The sequence below is a fragment of the Plantibacter sp. AC185 genome (assembly GCF_979258065.1).
Genome location: NZ_OZ409831.1, coordinates 1,396,531 through 1,410,638, shown reverse-complemented (window position 1 = coordinate 1,410,638; position 14,108 = coordinate 1,396,531). Strand labels below are relative to the sequence as shown.

13 protein-coding genes are annotated in these 14,108 nt (G+C 70.2%); 1 reads left to right on the top strand and 12 read right to left on the bottom strand.

Annotated features, from left to right (window positions below; genetic code table 11):
• Positions 1–173: 173 nt before the first annotated feature.
• A complete protein-coding gene (locus tag ACZZZB_RS06655) occupies positions 174–1,115 on the top strand; it encodes an NADP-dependent oxidoreductase (protein WP_463529232.1) in 942 nt (313 codons plus the stop codon).
• Positions 1,116–1,241: 126 nt separating this feature from the next.
• Here the strand turns inward: ACZZZB_RS06655 and ACZZZB_RS06650 are convergent, their stop codons facing one another.
• The 12 genes from ACZZZB_RS06650 to ACZZZB_RS06595 all read right to left on the bottom strand — a co-directional run bounded on the left by ACZZZB_RS06650 (position 1,242) and on the right by ACZZZB_RS06595 (position 14,101).
• Positions 1,242–1,586, bottom strand: coding sequence for a hypothetical protein (locus tag ACZZZB_RS06650; RefSeq protein ID WP_463529231.1), 345 nt, complete (start codon positions 1,584–1,586; stop codon positions 1,242–1,244).
• A gap of 177 nt (positions 1,587–1,763) precedes the next feature.
• On the bottom strand, positions 1,764–3,209 hold the full coding sequence (thrC, locus tag ACZZZB_RS06645; protein ID WP_079704979.1) for a threonine synthase: 1,446 nt from the start codon (positions 3,207–3,209) through the stop codon (positions 1,764–1,766).
• 92 nt (positions 3,210–3,301) lie between these two features.
• Entirely contained in the window at positions 3,302–4,411 is a 1,110-nt protein-coding gene (locus ACZZZB_RS06640; protein WP_192004470.1) for a threonine aldolase family protein, read from the bottom strand.
• A 161-nt stretch (positions 4,412–4,572) separates the two neighbouring features.
• Positions 4,573–5,010: a hypothetical protein gene (locus ACZZZB_RS06635; protein WP_137242384.1), complete on the bottom strand. Its 438-nt coding sequence runs from the start codon at positions 5,008–5,010 to the stop codon at positions 4,573–4,575.
• Positions 5,007–6,158 (bottom strand): ABC transporter permease, encoded by a 1,152-nt coding sequence (locus tag ACZZZB_RS06630; RefSeq protein ID WP_426738368.1) that lies wholly within the window; start codon positions 6,156–6,158, stop codon positions 5,007–5,009. Before ACZZZB_RS06630 ends, ACZZZB_RS06635 begins: the two co-directional genes overlap by 4 nt.
• Positions 6,155–7,039, bottom strand: a complete 885-nt coding sequence (locus tag ACZZZB_RS06625; RefSeq protein WP_137242383.1) for an ABC transporter ATP-binding protein — start codon at positions 7,037–7,039, stop codon at positions 6,155–6,157. Before ACZZZB_RS06625 ends, ACZZZB_RS06630 begins: the two co-directional genes overlap by 4 nt.
• A gap of 187 nt (positions 7,040–7,226) precedes the next feature.
• The gene (locus ACZZZB_RS06620; RefSeq protein WP_064295523.1) at positions 7,227–8,231 is read right to left on the bottom strand and encodes an aldo/keto reductase family protein; all 1,005 of its coding nucleotides are present in this window, start codon (positions 8,229–8,231) and stop codon (positions 7,227–7,229) included.
• Positions 8,232–8,294: 63 nt separating this feature from the next.
• Entirely contained in the window at positions 8,295–9,002 is a 708-nt protein-coding gene (locus ACZZZB_RS06615) for a response regulator (RefSeq protein WP_191940432.1), read from the bottom strand.
• On the bottom strand, positions 8,999–10,402 hold the full coding sequence (locus ACZZZB_RS06610) for a histidine kinase (RefSeq protein ID WP_463529230.1): 1,404 nt from the start codon (positions 10,400–10,402) through the stop codon (positions 8,999–9,001). The genes ACZZZB_RS06615 and ACZZZB_RS06610 overlap by 4 nt, the downstream gene beginning before the upstream one ends.
• A gap of 134 nt (positions 10,403–10,536) precedes the next feature.
• On the bottom strand, positions 10,537–11,970 hold the full coding sequence (locus tag ACZZZB_RS06605; protein WP_137242380.1) for a DUF6421 family protein: 1,434 nt from the start codon (positions 11,968–11,970) through the stop codon (positions 10,537–10,539).
• A 160-nt stretch (positions 11,971–12,130) separates the two neighbouring features.
• Complete coding sequence (locus tag ACZZZB_RS06600) at positions 12,131–12,994, bottom strand: ABC transporter permease (RefSeq protein WP_463529229.1); 864 nt, start codon at positions 12,992–12,994, stop codon at positions 12,131–12,133.
• Between the two features lie 45 nt (positions 12,995–13,039).
• A complete protein-coding gene (locus tag ACZZZB_RS06595) occupies positions 13,040–14,101 on the bottom strand; it encodes an aliphatic sulfonate ABC transporter substrate-binding protein (RefSeq protein WP_194643781.1) in 1,062 nt (353 codons plus the stop codon).
• Positions 14,102–14,108 lie beyond the last annotated feature (7 nt).

Sequence of the window (14,108 nt, the reverse complement as noted above, 5' to 3'; positions counted from 1 at the left end):
TGCAACGCTACGCGGGAGGCCGTGGCCGGTGCCATCCGCGGGTCATGCGACGTCATGGTCCGGATGTTCCGAGGGGCTGTGGAGGAGCGTCGGGAGTAGCCTCGAAGGGCCGTCGCGATGCGCGGCGGACGTCGATCAGGAGCGCGCACGGCGCGTCTCGAGAAGGGAACGACATGGCGACCGTCATCCAGTACCAGGAGCTCGGCCCGGCCGACGTCCTCGAACTCGTCGAGGTGCCGACGCCTCAGGCGGGCCACGGCGAACTCGTCGTCCAGGTGCGCGCCGCGGGCGTGAACCCGATCGACTGGAAGCTCCGCAGCGGTGTCCGCGGCGGCGAGCTGCACGGCACCCGACGCGTCGGGAGCGACGGCGCCGGCGTCGTCGTCGAGGTCGGCGACGGGGTCGAGGGCTGGTCGATCGGCGACGAGGTCGTCGTCGTCAACGCCTCCGGGACGTACGCGACCCACGTCGTCGTCACGCCCGACCAGATCATCCGCAAACCGGCGGCCATCTCCTTCGAGGAGGCGGCGGCGATCGGCATCCCCGTGAGCACGGCCTACCAGGCGCTCCGGTCGCTCGGCGTGACCGAGGGGACGACCCTCCTGATCCACGGTGGATCGGGCTCGGTGGGGCACGCCGCCGTGCAGTTCGCCGTGGCGTGGGGAGCGACCGTCGTCGCCACCGCGAGCGAGGGGAACCACGCACGCCTGCGGGAGCTCGGGGCGATCCCCGTCACCTACGGTCCCGGGCTCGTCGAGCGCGTGCGCGAGGCGGCCCCGCAGGGCGTCGACCGCGTGCTCGACGCCGTCGGCACCGACGAGGCGCTCGAGGCCTCGTTCGAGCTGGTCGAGGACCGGCAGCACATCGGCACGATCGTCGTCGGTGCGAAGGCGGCCGGCCTCGGGATCCAAGCGTGGTCCGGCGGCAACCCGCTCCCGCTCACGTCGCAGGAACAGGCCTGGCGGGCGGAGGCGATCCCGGCGGTCGCGTCCCTCGTCGAACAGGGGCGCTTCAGCTTCGAGCTCGGCACCGTCCGGCCTCTCGCCGAGGCCGCCGAGGCGCACCGCGAGAGCGAGTCGGGTCACCCGAGCGGGAAGCTCATCCTCATCCCCTGAGCGCCCTTCGACAGGCTCAGGGCCCCGGGGGGGGGGGGGGCTCGGGCGGGAGTGCCCTTCGACAGGCTCAGGGACCGGGGGTGGCTGGGGCGGGAGTGCCCTTCGACAGGCTCAGGGACCGGGGGGCTACTCCGGGCCCTCGCCGAAGCTGTCGCCGACGGGAGCGCGGTCGGCGAGGTCGTCCTGGTCGTCGAGGTCCTCGACGGCGTCCTCGGTGTCCAGGTCGTCGTCCAGACCCGCATCGCCGACGACGTCGTCACCACCGACGCCGTCGCCGGCGTTGCTCAGGCCGCCGTCACCGGGGGCCGCGTCGTCGGCCGAGCGGTCGACCGCACCGCCGTCGGGCACGACACCGCCGACCGAGCTGTCGGTCTGGTCCTCACCGGGCACGTGTGCCTGGGCCCCCGGGCCGCCGTGGGCGAGGGCGTCGCGTTGGGCGTCTGCTGCTGCTGGATCCATGGGATTGCTCATGACGGCAGCGTAGGCCGGACGCCGAGACGTCGCGGGGGCTTGGCTCAGGGCCGCCGGACGCCTATCCTCCGTGCTCCCCGCCGGACCCGACGCGGTGTCGACAGCGCGGTGCCCTTCGACAGGCTCAGGGACCGGGACAGGCTCAGGGACCAGGGCAGGCTCAGGGACCGGGGTGGGTCAGCGGCCGGTGTGCTCCACGATGATCGCCTTGATGCGGTCGACGTCGGCCGGCACGATCTCGAAGCGCTGCTCGAGCCCCTCGATGCCCTCGAACGCCTCGGGACGCTCCGGCTCCTCGCCGAGCGCCTCGCGGACGATCTCGGCGAACTTCGCCGGCAGCGCGGTCTCGAGGACGAGCATCGGGACGCCCTCGCGCAGGTGGCGGCGGGCGACCGTGACGCCGTCGGCGGTGTGCGGGTCGATCGTGACGCCGTAGCGCTCGTGGACGTCGCGGATGGTGGCGACGCGGTCGGCGTGCGTGCTGCGACCGGAGACGAAGCCGAACTCGCTGATCCGCTCGAACTCGGGCGTCCCGGAGAGGTCGAACCCGCCCTCCTCGTCGAGGGACCGGAACAGCTCACCGAGGCGGGTCGCGTCCTGACCGACGAGGTCGTAGAGGAAGCGCTCGAAGTTCGACGCCTTCGAGATGTCCATGCTCGGGCTGGAGGTGTGGTGGGTCTCGGCCGCCGAGCGCGGGCGGTACACGCCCGTGCGGAAGAACTCGTCGAGGACGTCGTTCTCGTTCGTCGCGACGACGAGCTGGTCGATCGGGAGCCCCATGGAGCGGGCGATGTGCCCGGCGCAGACGTTGCCGAAGTTGCCGGACGGCACCGAGAACGAAACCTTCTGGCCCGGACCGTCGGTCGCGAGCAGCCAGCCGTGCACGTAGTACACGACCTGCGCGACGACGCGGGCCCAGTTGATCGAGTTGACCGTACCGACGGCGTGGAGTGCCTTGAACGGAGCGTCCTTCGAGACGGCCTTCACGATGTCCTGGCAGTCGTCGAAGTTCCCCTCGACGGCGAGGTTCACGATGTTGTCGTCCTGGAGGCTGAACATCTGCGCGCGCTGGAAGCTACTCATGCGGCCGTGCGGGCTCAGCATGATGACCCGGATGCCGGTCTTGCCGCGCATGGCGTGCTCGGCCGCGCTCCCGGTGTCGCCGGACGTCGCGCCGAGGATGTTGAGCTCGTCGCCACTCTTCGCGAGCGTGTACTCGAAGAGGTTGCCGAGCAACTGCATCGCCATGTCCTTGAAGGCGAGCGTCGGGCCGTTCGAGAGGCCGAGAAGCTGCAGCTCGGTGCCGCCCTCCTCGCCGAGGGTGCGCAGCGGGGTGATGAGCGAGGCGTCGTCGCCGGCGCGGCCGTTCGAGTACACCTCGGCGGTGTAGGTGCGACGGGTGATGTCCTGGAGGTCGGCGGCGGGGATGTCGTCGGCGAACTTCGACAGCACGGCGAACGCGAGGTCGGCATAGGACAGCTCGCGCCACGACTCGAGCTCCTCAGCGGTCAGCTGCGGGTACTCGGCCGGGAGGTACAGGCCGCCGTCCGGGGCGAGCCCGCCGAGGAGGATGTCCGAGAAGTGCTGGGGCAGATCGTGGCCCCGCGTCGACTGATAGTGCATGACCGTCTCTCTCATCCGGTTGGAAGCCCGATCTCCAACCTTGCCATATCGGGGGTCGACGCGCAGAGGCCTGCCGTCATCGTGACCGGCCGCTACGCGCGGGCGAGTTCCTCGCGGATCGCGGCGACGAACGCGTCGATGTCGTCCTCCGTGGTGTCGAACGAGCACATCCAGCGGACCTCGTCCTTCGCGGCGTCCCAGTCGTAGAAGCGGAAGCGTTCGCGCAAGCGGTCGGGGACGCCCGCTGGCAGGGTCGCGAATACCGCGTTGGCCTGGGTCGGCTGGCTGAAGCCGAGTCCCGGTGCCTCGCCGGCGGCGATGAGGGCCTCGAGGGAGGTGCGGAGGCGCGCGGCCATCGCATTGGCGTGGGTAGCGGAGCGGAGCCAGAGCCCGTCGCCACCGTCGGCCGCCGGCTCGAGCAGGGCGATGAGCTGCGCCGCACCGAAGCGCATCTTCGACGCCAGCTGCATGTTGAGCTTCCGCAGGTAGACGAGGCCCTCCGATGCCGACGGTTCGAGCACGACGATGGCCTCGCCGAACATGAGTCCGTTCTTCGTCCCACCGAAGGACAGCACGTCGACGCCGGCATCGGCGGTGAACGCGCGCAGTGGGACGCCGAGGGCTGCTGCGGCGTTGGCGATGCGGGCGCCGTCGAGGTGCAGCTTCATGCCGTGACCGTGCGCGTGGTCGGCGATCGCGCGGATCTCCTCGGGCGTGTACAGGGTGCCGAGCTCGGTGGTCTGCGTGATCGAGACGACGAGCGGCTGTGCACGGTGCTCGTCGCCCCAGCCCCACGCTTCGCGGTCGATGAGGTCGGGCGTGAGCTTGCCGTCGGGGGCGTCGACCGTCAGGAGCTTGATGCCACCGACCCGCTCCGGCGCGCCGCCCTCGTCGGAGTTGATGTGCGCGGTCGACGCCGAGATGACGGCACCCCAGCGCGGGAGCATGGACTGCAGACCGACGACGTTCGCGCCGGTGCCGTTGAAGACGGGGAACACGGCGACGTCGCGGCCGAAGTGATCGGCGAAGACCTCGTGCAGCCGGCGGGTGTAGTCGTCCTCGCCGTACGCGATCTGGTGGCCGCCGTTGGCCGCCGCGAGTGCATCGAGGATCTCGGGGTGGACGCCGGAGTAGTTGTCGGAGGCGAAGCCACGGATGCTGGTGTCATGCAGAGAGTCGGTCACTGATCCATCCTCGCGCATGCCACACGCAGCTTCCGTGCATCGCGGGCCGACTTCCTGCGTGCTCGGGTCGCCGTCGGGCATGTTCACAATTCAGGAGCGCCCGGGCGTGGTGCGCCCGCACCGTGCGTGTCGGTGGGGACGCGCCGAGGCGCTCCTGAATTGTGAACCGGGAAACGGGGTCAGTCGGCGGCGTGACGGGGGCCGTCGGAGGAGGTGACGACCTCCTCGGGCACGGCGTCGATCGCGGCGTCGACGTCGGCGTGCGCACCGGGCTCCGGCTCCGCGTCCGGGGTCTCCTGCGCGAGCGCGTGCTCGTAGGCGAGCGCGTGCACGGCGATCGAGGAGGCGACGGCGGCCTGCTGCTCGTCCTCGGCGGAGGGCTGAGCCGGCTGCTCGGCCGCCAGCGCGGCGGCCTGCTCGGGCGTCAGCCGGGCGTCCTGGTCCTCTTCGTCCTCGTCCACGAGGTCGAGCACGATGGGCTCGTCGCCGTAGATGTCGCCGGCCGGATCGCCCGCGAGCGGGGCCGGCGCGGGGAGGCGCTGCTCGGCGTCGAGGAACTGCTTGGCCTCGAAGGCGCCCGGGTTGAAGACCTCGTCGATCCCGCCGAGCCCGCTCATGCCTTGAGCGCTTCCGAGAGTTTGACCCGGCCACCCATTTTCAGCAGCGAGTTCTCGTAGATCCGCGAGCCGACGAGGATGACGAGCGCCGCGGTGATCGCGAGGATCAGCAGGGACAGGATCGGCTCCCACCACTGCGCCGAGCCGACGAAGAGGCGGACGGGCATGCCCACGGCTGCCGAGAACGGCACGTAGGACATGATCGTCATCACCACCGGGTTGTCGTTGAAGAAGATGACGGCGAAGTACGGGATCATGATCAGCATCGTAATCGGGGTCGTCGTCGAACCGATGTCCTCTTGACGCGAGACCAGCGATCCGGCAGCGGCGAACAGCGCGGCCAGCAGGATGAAGCCGAGCACGAAGAAGACCACGAACCAGACGACCGGGGTCCCGAGGCCGGCGAGCAGCTCGGTCTGGCCCGTCACCGTCAGCCCGATCACCGACAGCGCCGCGATCGCCAGGATCTGCCCGAACGCCAGGATGCTGTTGCCGAGCACCTTGCCGGCGAGGAGCGCCTTCACGGGGATGGCGGACATGAGGATCTCGACGACGCGGGTCTGCTTCTCCTCGACGACGCTCTGCGCGATCGACGCCCCGAAGGTGGTGGCGGAGACGAAGAACACGAGACCGAACCCGAGCGACACGATGTAGAGCAGGAAGCCCGCGGAGCCGTCCGCGTCGGGATCGAGGATGGTGACCTGCGGCTGCGCGCTCAGTTGCATGATGAGCGTGTTGGAGGCCTCGGAGTCGAAGATCACCTGGACGCCGGTGGGGTTGTCGTCGGTGGCCGGTGCGATCGCCGCCTCGACGTCGCCCGACTTCACCAGGGCCTCAGCTGCGGCGACGTCGGTCGCCTCGGTCACGTCGAAGGTCTTGCCGTCGACGAGTCCCGCACCCGCGTTCCCGACGACCGCGACCTTCGTGGTCTCCGAGGCGGTGTTCTTCGCGAGGAACCCACCGACGACGATACCGGCGAGGATCACGAGGAGCAGGATGCCCGTCGAGATGAGGAAGGTCTTGCTGCGCAGACGCATCTTGACCTCGCGCTCGGCGACGAGACCGATGCTCTGCACGAGGCTGGGGGAGGCCGGGCCGGAGCGACGACGACCGGCGGGCTGGATCGGGGACTCGGTTGCCGTGGTCACTGGATGACCTCCTTGAAGATCTGGGCGAGGGTGGGTCGGAGGGGGGCGAAGCTCGTGACGTCGCCCTGGGTCAGCGCCTCACGGAGCACGGCCTGCGCCGCCTGGGCGTCGTCGGCGTCGAAGAGGGCGTAGCCACCGTCGAAGTCGACGACGGAGATGCCCGGACGCTCGCGCAGCCAGCCGGTGTCGGCCGCGGTGAGCAGCTCGTAGCGGTTGCCGGCGTGGGCTTCGCGGAGGGACTCGCGCGAGCCGGAGGCGCGGATCCTGCCACCGGCGATGATCACGAGGTCGTCGCAGAGGCGCTCCACGATGTCGAGCTGGTGACTGGAGAACAGGACGGGGGAGCCGTCTGCGGCGAACTCGCTGAGCACCCCGACGACCACGTCGACCGCCATCGGATCGAGGCCCGAGAACGGCTCGTCGAGGACGAGGACGTCGGGGTCGTGGACGAGCGCCGCGGCGATCTGCGCCCGCTGCTGGTTGCCGAGCGACAGGCTCTCGAGGGCGTCGTTCCGGCGCTCGCCGAGGCCGAGGCGCTCGAGCAGCTCGCCGGCGTTGCGCTTGGCAGCGTGGGTCGTGAACCCGTGGAGGCGGGCCAGGTAGACGAGCTGTTCCTCGACCCGCATCTTCGGGTAGAGGCCGCGCTCCTCCGGCATGTAGCCGAACCGGCGGCGGTCCTCCGGGGTGAGCGGGGTGCCGTCGAGGGTGACGGTTCCGGCGTTCGCGGCGAGGACACCGAGCAGGATGCGCATCGTCGTCGTCTTGCCGGCGCCGTTCCCGCCGACGAACCCGGTCATGCGGCCGGGCGCGACCTGGAAGCTGACGTCGTCGAGCACCTTCCGCTCGCCGTACGACTTGTCGATGTGGCTGAGTTCGAGCATCGGCCGCCTCCTGTGATCTGCGTGCTGGACCGAGTGTCCTGCGTCGGGTTCTCCCGGTATGGCGATCACGCTACGCGGCGTGGTGTGCCACCGGCATCCGCCGTAGGACGGGTTGACGCGACGACGCCCGGTCCCCTTCTCCGTCGAGTGGGGGATACCGGGCGTCGTGGACCAGCCGAGCGCTGGATCAGGCGGGGCGGGACTCCGGGGAGACCGTCTTCGAGGGGTCGGTCTCGGCGACGGAGCCGATGGCCTCGTCGATGCGGGCGATGACCGCGTCGTCGAGCTTCACACCAGCCGCGGCGGCGTTCGCGGTGACCTGCTCGGGACGCGAGGCACCGACGATCGCACCGGCGATGTTGTCGTTGTGCAGCACCCAGGCGAGCGCCAGCTGCGCCATGGTGAGGTCGAGCTCGTCGGCGATGGGCTTCAGCTGCTGGACGGCCGTCAGCACCTCGTCGTCGAGGAAGCGCTTGATGGTGTCGGCGCCGCCCTTCTCGTCGGTGGCCCGGCTGCCCTGCGGGAGCTCTGCGCCCGGCAGGTACTTGCCGCTGAGGACGCCCTGCGCCACCGGCGACCAGACGATCTGTGAGATGCCGAGTTCGCGCGAGGTCGGGACGACCTCCTCCTCGATGACCCGCCACAGCATCGAGTACTGCGGCTGGTTCGAGATGAGCTGGAAGCCCAGCTCCTTGGACAGGGCGTGGCCGGCGCGCAGCTGCTCGGCGTTCCACTCGCTCACGCCGATGTAGAGCGCCTTGCCCGCCCGGACGACGTCGGCGAAGGCCTGCATCGTCTCCTCGAGGGGCGTCTCGCTGTCGTAGCGGTGGGCCTGGTAGAGGTCGACGTAGTCGGTGCCGAGACGCGTGAGCGAACCGTCGATCGACTCCATGATGTGCTTGCGCGACAGCCCGACGTCGTTGTGCCCCTTCGGGCCGGTGGGCCAGTAGACCTTCGTGAAGATCTCCAGGCTCGCGCGTCGTTCGTCCTTGAGGGCGTCGCCGAGCACCTGCTCAGCCGCCGTGTTCGCGTAGGCGTCGGCCGTGTCGAAGGTGGTGATGCCGGCGTCGAGGGCGGCGCGAACGCTCGCCGTGGCGACGTCGTTCTCCACCTGCGAGGCGTGGGTCAGCCAGTTGCCGAAGATGATCTCTGAGATCTTGAGTCCGCTGTTGCCGAGGTATCGAAATTCCATGGTCGTCACGCTACTCCTCGCATCCGACCGACCGACGGGGTTGCGCGGAGACGGAGCGAACCCTCAGCTGCGCGGCGACGCCAGCCCGTGCTCGTAGGTGTAGATGACCGCCTGGATGCGATCACGGAGGGCGAGCTTCTGCAGCACCTTCGAGACGTGCGACTTGACGGTCGCCTCGCCGACGAAGAGCGTGGTCGCGATCTCCTGGTTGGACAGGCCCTGGGCGACCAGCTGCAGGACCTCGCGCTCGCGCTCCGTCAGCTGCCCGTATTCGGCGCCGGTCGTCGGTCCGGCCGGGACGGTGCGATCCTCCACGGCGTCCTCGACGGCGGGGGCCTGCCTGGTGAACCCCTCGATGACCCGGCGGGTGACCGCCGGCGAGAGGAGCGCCTCCCCGCCCGCGACCACCGAGACCGCGGCGACGAGTTCCTCCGGCGAGGAGTTCTTCAGGAGGAACCCGCTCGCACCGGCACGGAGCGCCTCGGCCAGGTAGTCGTCGCGGTCGAAGGTGGTGAGGATGAGGACGGCGGCGTTGGTGTCCGGATCCGCGACGATCCGACGGGTGGCCTCGAGGCCGTCCATGCCCGGCATCTGGACATCCATGCAGATCACGTCCGGCGCGAGCGTCGTTGCGAGCGCGACGGCCTCGGCGCCGTCCGACGCCTCGCCGACGATCTCGATTCCGGGCTGCGAGCCCAGGATGATGCGGAAGCCCGCACGCAGCAGCTCCTGGTCGTCGACGAGGAGGATGCGGGTGGGCTGCTCGGTCATGCCTGGTCCTTCGTGGTGGTGGTCTGGGGTCGTCCTGCGGCGGCGGAGGCGAGGCGGGCGTCGGCGATGGACGCGGCGACGGGCTCCATCGCCTGGTCGCCCGGCCGGCCGAGCGGGATGGCGGCCCGGACGAGGAAGCCGCCGCGGGCTCGTGCCCCGACCTCGAGGACGCCACCGGACGACGCCACGCGCTCCCGCATCCCGATGAGTCCGAGCCCACCGCGCCGGGCCACCGTCGGGACGGTCCCCGTGTTCGTGACCTCGAGCTCGACCGCGTCGTCCAGATAGCGGAGCCTGAGTTCGGCCGTCGCCGTGGTACCGCCGTACTTGCGGGCGTTCGTGAGCGCCTCCTGCGCGATCCGGTACAGGTTGAACGACACGACGGCCGGGATCGGGACCGGTGTGCCCACGAGTTCGAACCTCGTCGGCAGCCCGTTCGCCGTCGACTCGTCGGCGAGCCGGCCCAGCTGGCCGACGCCGACGGTCGACGGGCTGCTCTCCTCGTCGGTCGGTTCGCCGTGCGCGCGGAGGGTGCCGAGCATCTTGCGCAGCTCGTCGATCGCGCTCCGTGCGCCGAGCTCGACGTTCGTGAGCGCATCCCGCGCGGCGGCCGGGTCGGCATCGAGCACGGTGCGTGCGGCGCCGGCCTGGACCCCCATGACCGAGACGTGGTGGGCGACGACGTCGTGCAGCTCGCGCGCGATCCGCACCCGCTCGAGGGCGACCGCCTGGCGGGCGGACCGGGCGCGCTCCGCCTCGAGCTCGGCCGTGCGCTGCTCGAGCGCCGCCCGTTCCCGGGAGGACTGGTACACGCGCTCGCCGAAGAAGTACGCGGCCCCGAAGTAGAGGATGTTCGTCAGGATCTGGATGAGGATGAACGCCACGAGGGGTGAGAACACCCCCACCCGGGAGAGGCTGGGCAGCGCGTCGGGGTCGGTCGCCTGGATGAACATGGAGACGAGCAGCCAGACGAACATGGCGACGATGATGAGCACGCGGACGAGCGCAGCGCGACGTCGGTTCGGCACCCATGCGCCGACCGTGTAGATCGCGAGGAACAGGGCGATGTTCGTGAAGAGGACTTCGGGTACGAGCACCGTGCCGCCCACGATGAACATGACGGCGACGACGATCGAGACGGAGCACGGGAAGCGGCGACGGAACGCGAGCGGCGCGGTGATGCCGATCGCCCAGAGGACGGACGCCCACATCGGTGCGGGCTCGGGGTAGAACCCGGCGATCGTGTACAGCGTCAGGCTGAGGAGGGTGCCGACGCCGAGCGCGATGGCGAGGATGATGTCGGATCGCTGTTCCGACGGCGTCGCGGCCGGACGCCGCCACTCGGCGTCGTAGGGGTCGACCGGGCGTTCCTCCTGCTGGTCGACGGCGGGCTCGCTCATGCCGTCCACGCTAGCGCGACGCCCCGCCGGGGACATCCGTCGAGCGACGGAGCGCGGCGGTCCGGCACTCGGACAAGAGCCCGGAGCGGCACTCAGGAGAGTGCTGCTCCGGGCTCCTCCGCGGCACGGTCGGGTCAGGCCGCGGATCGCCCCGTGATCCCGGCGGTCGACGTGATGACGTCCGCCATCTTCTTGCCGAGCGCTTCGTAGAACATCGACAGGGGGAACTCGTCGTCGAGGACCGCGTCGGTGAGTCCGCGCGGCGGTCCGCTCAGGATCTCGTCGGACAGCCCGCGCGCCCACTGCGACGCGGGGTGCGGCGTCAGCGTCGTCCGGACGAGCTCGTATGCGGCGAGCCAGTGCGCGGTCTTCGGACGGTCGATCGATCGCCAGTACAACTCGTCGATGCTCTCGCCGAGCCGCACGACCACGTCGGGGACCTCGTCCCAGTCGATCGTGAGCCTGGTGTCGGTCCAGTGCAGCACGCCGTGCTGGTGCATCCACGCGAACAGCAGCTGGCCGCCGACGCCGTCGTAGTTCCGGACGCGTGAGCCGGTGATGGCGAACCGGAAGATGCGGTCGAAGATGATCGCGTACTGGACGAGCTTCGCGTGCTCGAGGATCGCCACGTCCGCCGCGTCGAGCGTCTCGGTCTCCGCGCGGGTCGTCAGCGTGCGCTCCAGCCGGACCGATTCGCGGAACGCCGTGAGGTCGCAGCGCAGCTCCTCGAGCGAGTACAGGAAGAACGGCATCCGCTGCTTGATCATGAACGGGTCGAACGGGAGGTCACCGCGCATGTGCGTGCGGTCGTGGATGAGGTCCCACATGACGAAGGTCTCCTCGGCCAGCTGCTGGTCGTCCAGGAGGGACGCGGCGTCGGCCGGGAGCTCGAGCTTGGTGATCTCGGAAGCGGCTCGGACGACCCGACGGTACCGGGCCGCCTCGCGGTCCTGGAAGATCGCGCCCCAGGTGAACGCCGGGATCGCGCGCATCGCGACCGTCTCGGGGAAGAGGACCGCTGAGTTCGTGTCGTAACCCGGCGTGAAGTCGAGGAAGCGGATCGGCACGAAGAGCGCGTTCGTGTAGTCGCCGGCCTCGAGCGCGGCGATGAACTCGGGCCAGATGACCTCGACGAGCACGGCCTCGATGTGGCGGTCGGTCGAACCGTTCTGCGTGACCATCGGGAACACGACGAGGTGTCCCAGGCCGTCCACGCGATGCCGCTCGGGGTGGAAGGCGACGAGCGAGTCGAGGAAGTCCGGGACGCCGAAGCCGTCGCGCTCCCAGCGGTCGAAGTCGGCGACGAGGGCGTCGAGGTACTCGGCGTCGTGCGGGAAGTTCGGAGCGAGGGTGCGGACGCTCGCGACGATCGTGGCGACGTGCCCTGCCGCCGACTCGTGGTCGCTCGCCTCGGGGATCGAGCCGTCCTTCACCTGGACGGCCTGCAGCGCAGTCGCGGCGGCCTTGAGGTCCGTCCAGGCCGGGTGCCCGACGAGTGCGGCGGCGTCTTCGACGACCTCCGGCTCTCCGACGATGCTCTTCGTGTGGGTGGTGGCGACGTTCGACATGGTGAACCTCCTTCCGCGTGCGCAGGCGTCGCCCGGGGTGGGTGACGATTCCTTCGAGCGTAGGGGCGGAGGGGGTGCGGATTTCTTGCGTCAGGAGCGACTTCGCTGCAACATTCGGCCGTTCGCGCTGGGGAACTGCACGGTCGGCCTCGGCGGGCTGCTACCCCCAGCGGCGCTTGATCCAGCGGTCGAGGACACCGACGAGCGCATCGGTGACCGCGCCGAGCAGCGCGAGCACGATGATGACGAAGAAGATGCGGTCGACCCGGCCGTTGTTCTGCGAGTCCACCAGGCGGAATCCGAGTCCCATGGACGAGGCGATGAGCTCCGCCGCCACGAGGAACAGCCACGACTGCGCCAGCGCGAGCCGGAGGCCGGAGACGACCGAGGGCGTCACGGCGGGCAGCTGCACCGTCCGGAACAACGCGACACCGTTCAGGCCGAACGCGCGGCCGGCCTCGACCAGGTGCTTGTCGACGTGGCGGAGCGCGGCGGAGACCGTCGTGTACACCGGGAAGAACGCGCCGATCGCGATGAGCGTGATCTTCGACTCCTCACCGATCTTCAGCCAGAGGATGAGCAGCGGTACCCACGCGAGCGACGGGACGGCGCGGATCGCCGCGAAGGTCGTCGACAGCAGGATGTCGCCGAGGCGCGAGAGCCCCACGACCGCGCCGAGGACGAGGCCGAGGACAGCACCGATGAGGAAGCCGATGAGGACCCGCTGTACCGAGATGGCGACGTCCTGCTGCAGCCAGCCGCGTTGCGCGAGATCCACGCCGGCCGCCCAGACCTCGGCCGGTGCCGGGAGTTGCGAGGCCGGGACGAGGCCGAACGCGGTGACGAGCTGCCACGCCCCGAGGATGACGACGGGGACGAGGAAGCCGCCGAGGACGACGACGATCCTGCGGGACCCGAGGACGGCGCGCGCTTCGCGGCCGGACTGGGTCGCCTGGGCACCCGCGGCTGCGGTGGTGCCGAGACCGGGTTGGTCGCTCACGGGAGCCTCTCGGGACGGGGTCATGGGCCCTTCGACAGGCTCAGGGACCGAGGTTGGGAAGGTGCCGGACTACTTCGCGCCGATGGCGGACGGGTCCGCGTCGTCCACGAAGCTCGGGTTGAAGAGGTCGGCCAGGGCGTCGTCGACCTTGTCCTGCGACGACACGTCGCCGGACTCCACGAAGATCGGGCCGATGATCGACAGGACCTGCTCCTGCGCCTTGCCCGGGGCCGGGTCGACGTCGAGGTTCGAGCGCTCCGTGATCACCTTCGTCGCCACGGCGAGGTCGAGGCCAGCGGCGTCCGCGAGGATCTGCGCCGTCTCGTCGGGGTTCGACGCAGCCCATTCACGAGCGTGCTCATAGGCGTTCACGACGGTCTGCGCGACGTCCGGACGCTCGTCGATGAAGGACTCGGTCGCGGCCAGGATGCCGTAGCTGTTGAAGTCGACGTTGCGGTAGATGAGCTTCGCGCCCGCCTCCTCGGCGCCGGCCATGATCGGGTCGAGACCGGCCCAAGCGTCGACGGAGCCGTTCTGCAGGGCCGCCCAGCCGTCGGCATGCTGGAGGTTCTCGATCGTGACGTCGGAGGCGGACAGGCCGGCCTCCTCCAGTGCCTGCAGGAGGAAGAAGTAGGGGTCGGTGCCCTTCGTCGCGGCGACCTTCTTGCCCTTGAGTTCGGCGACGTCCGTGATCGTCGAGCCCTGGCCGACGACGATCGCCGACCACTCGGGCTGCGAGAAGACGTCGATCGCCTGGATGGCCGATCCGTTCGCCCGGTTCAGGAGCGCGGCGGACCCGGCGGTGGACCCGACGTCGATCGCGTCGGCCCGCAGCGCCTCGTTCGCCTTGTTGGAGCCGGCCGACTGGACCCAGTTGACGGTGATGTCCTGGTCGTCGAGTGCGTCCTCGAGCCAGCCTTGGTCCTTGATGATGAGGGAGAGCGGGTTGTAGGTCGCGAAGTCGATGTTGAGCGTGCCGCCCTCGGTGGTGCCGGCGGTGCTGTCGCCGCCGGCCGCAGGAGCGTTCTCGCCCGCGACGCAGCCGCTGAGGAGGAGTGCTGCGGCGGCGGTCGCGGCGACGAGGGCCACGCGCCCGGCGCGGGAGGTGGTGAAGCGGCGTCGTGAGGTCATGCGTTGG

Bases quoted from the DNA above. Each gene is read 5' to 3' on its own strand.
- ACZZZB_RS06625 (WP_137242383.1), bottom strand. From the start codon at position 7,039: ATGCTCGAACTCAGCCACATCGACAAGTCGTACGGCGAGCGGAAGGTG.
- ACZZZB_RS06615 (WP_191940432.1), bottom strand. From the start codon at position 9,002: ATGACCGAGCAGCCCACCCGCATCCTCCTCGTCGACGACCAGGAGCTG.
- ACZZZB_RS06605 (WP_137242380.1), bottom strand. From the start codon at position 11,970: ATGTCGAACGTCGCCACCACCCACACGAAGAGCATCGTCGGAGAGCCG.
- thrC (WP_079704979.1), bottom strand. From the start codon at position 3,209: ATGCACTATCAGTCGACGCGGGGCCACGATCTGCCCCAGCACTTCTCG.
- ACZZZB_RS06635 (WP_137242384.1), bottom strand. From the start codon at position 5,010: ATGAGCGGGCTCGGCGGGATCGACGAGGTCTTCAACCCGGGCGCCTTC.
- ACZZZB_RS06650 (WP_463529231.1), bottom strand. From the start codon at position 1,586: ATGAGCAATCCCATGGATCCAGCAGCAGCAGACGCCCAACGCGACGCC.
- ACZZZB_RS06640 (WP_192004470.1), bottom strand. From the start codon at position 4,411: ATGCGCGAGGATGGATCAGTGACCGACTCTCTGCATGACACCAGCATC.
- ACZZZB_RS06610 (WP_463529230.1), bottom strand. From the start codon at position 10,402: ATGAGCGAGCCCGCCGTCGACCAGCAGGAGGAACGCCCGGTCGACCCC.
- ACZZZB_RS06595 (WP_194643781.1), bottom strand. From the start codon at position 14,101: ATGACCTCACGACGCCGCTTCACCACCTCCCGCGCCGGGCGCGTGGCC.
- ACZZZB_RS06655 (WP_463529232.1), top strand. From the start codon at position 174: ATGGCGACCGTCATCCAGTACCAGGAGCTCGGCCCGGCCGACGTCCTC.
- ACZZZB_RS06600 (WP_463529229.1), bottom strand. From the start codon at position 12,994: ATGACCCCGTCCCGAGAGGCTCCCGTGAGCGACCAACCCGGTCTCGGC.
- ACZZZB_RS06620 (WP_064295523.1), bottom strand. From the start codon at position 8,231: ATGGAATTTCGATACCTCGGCAACAGCGGACTCAAGATCTCAGAGATC.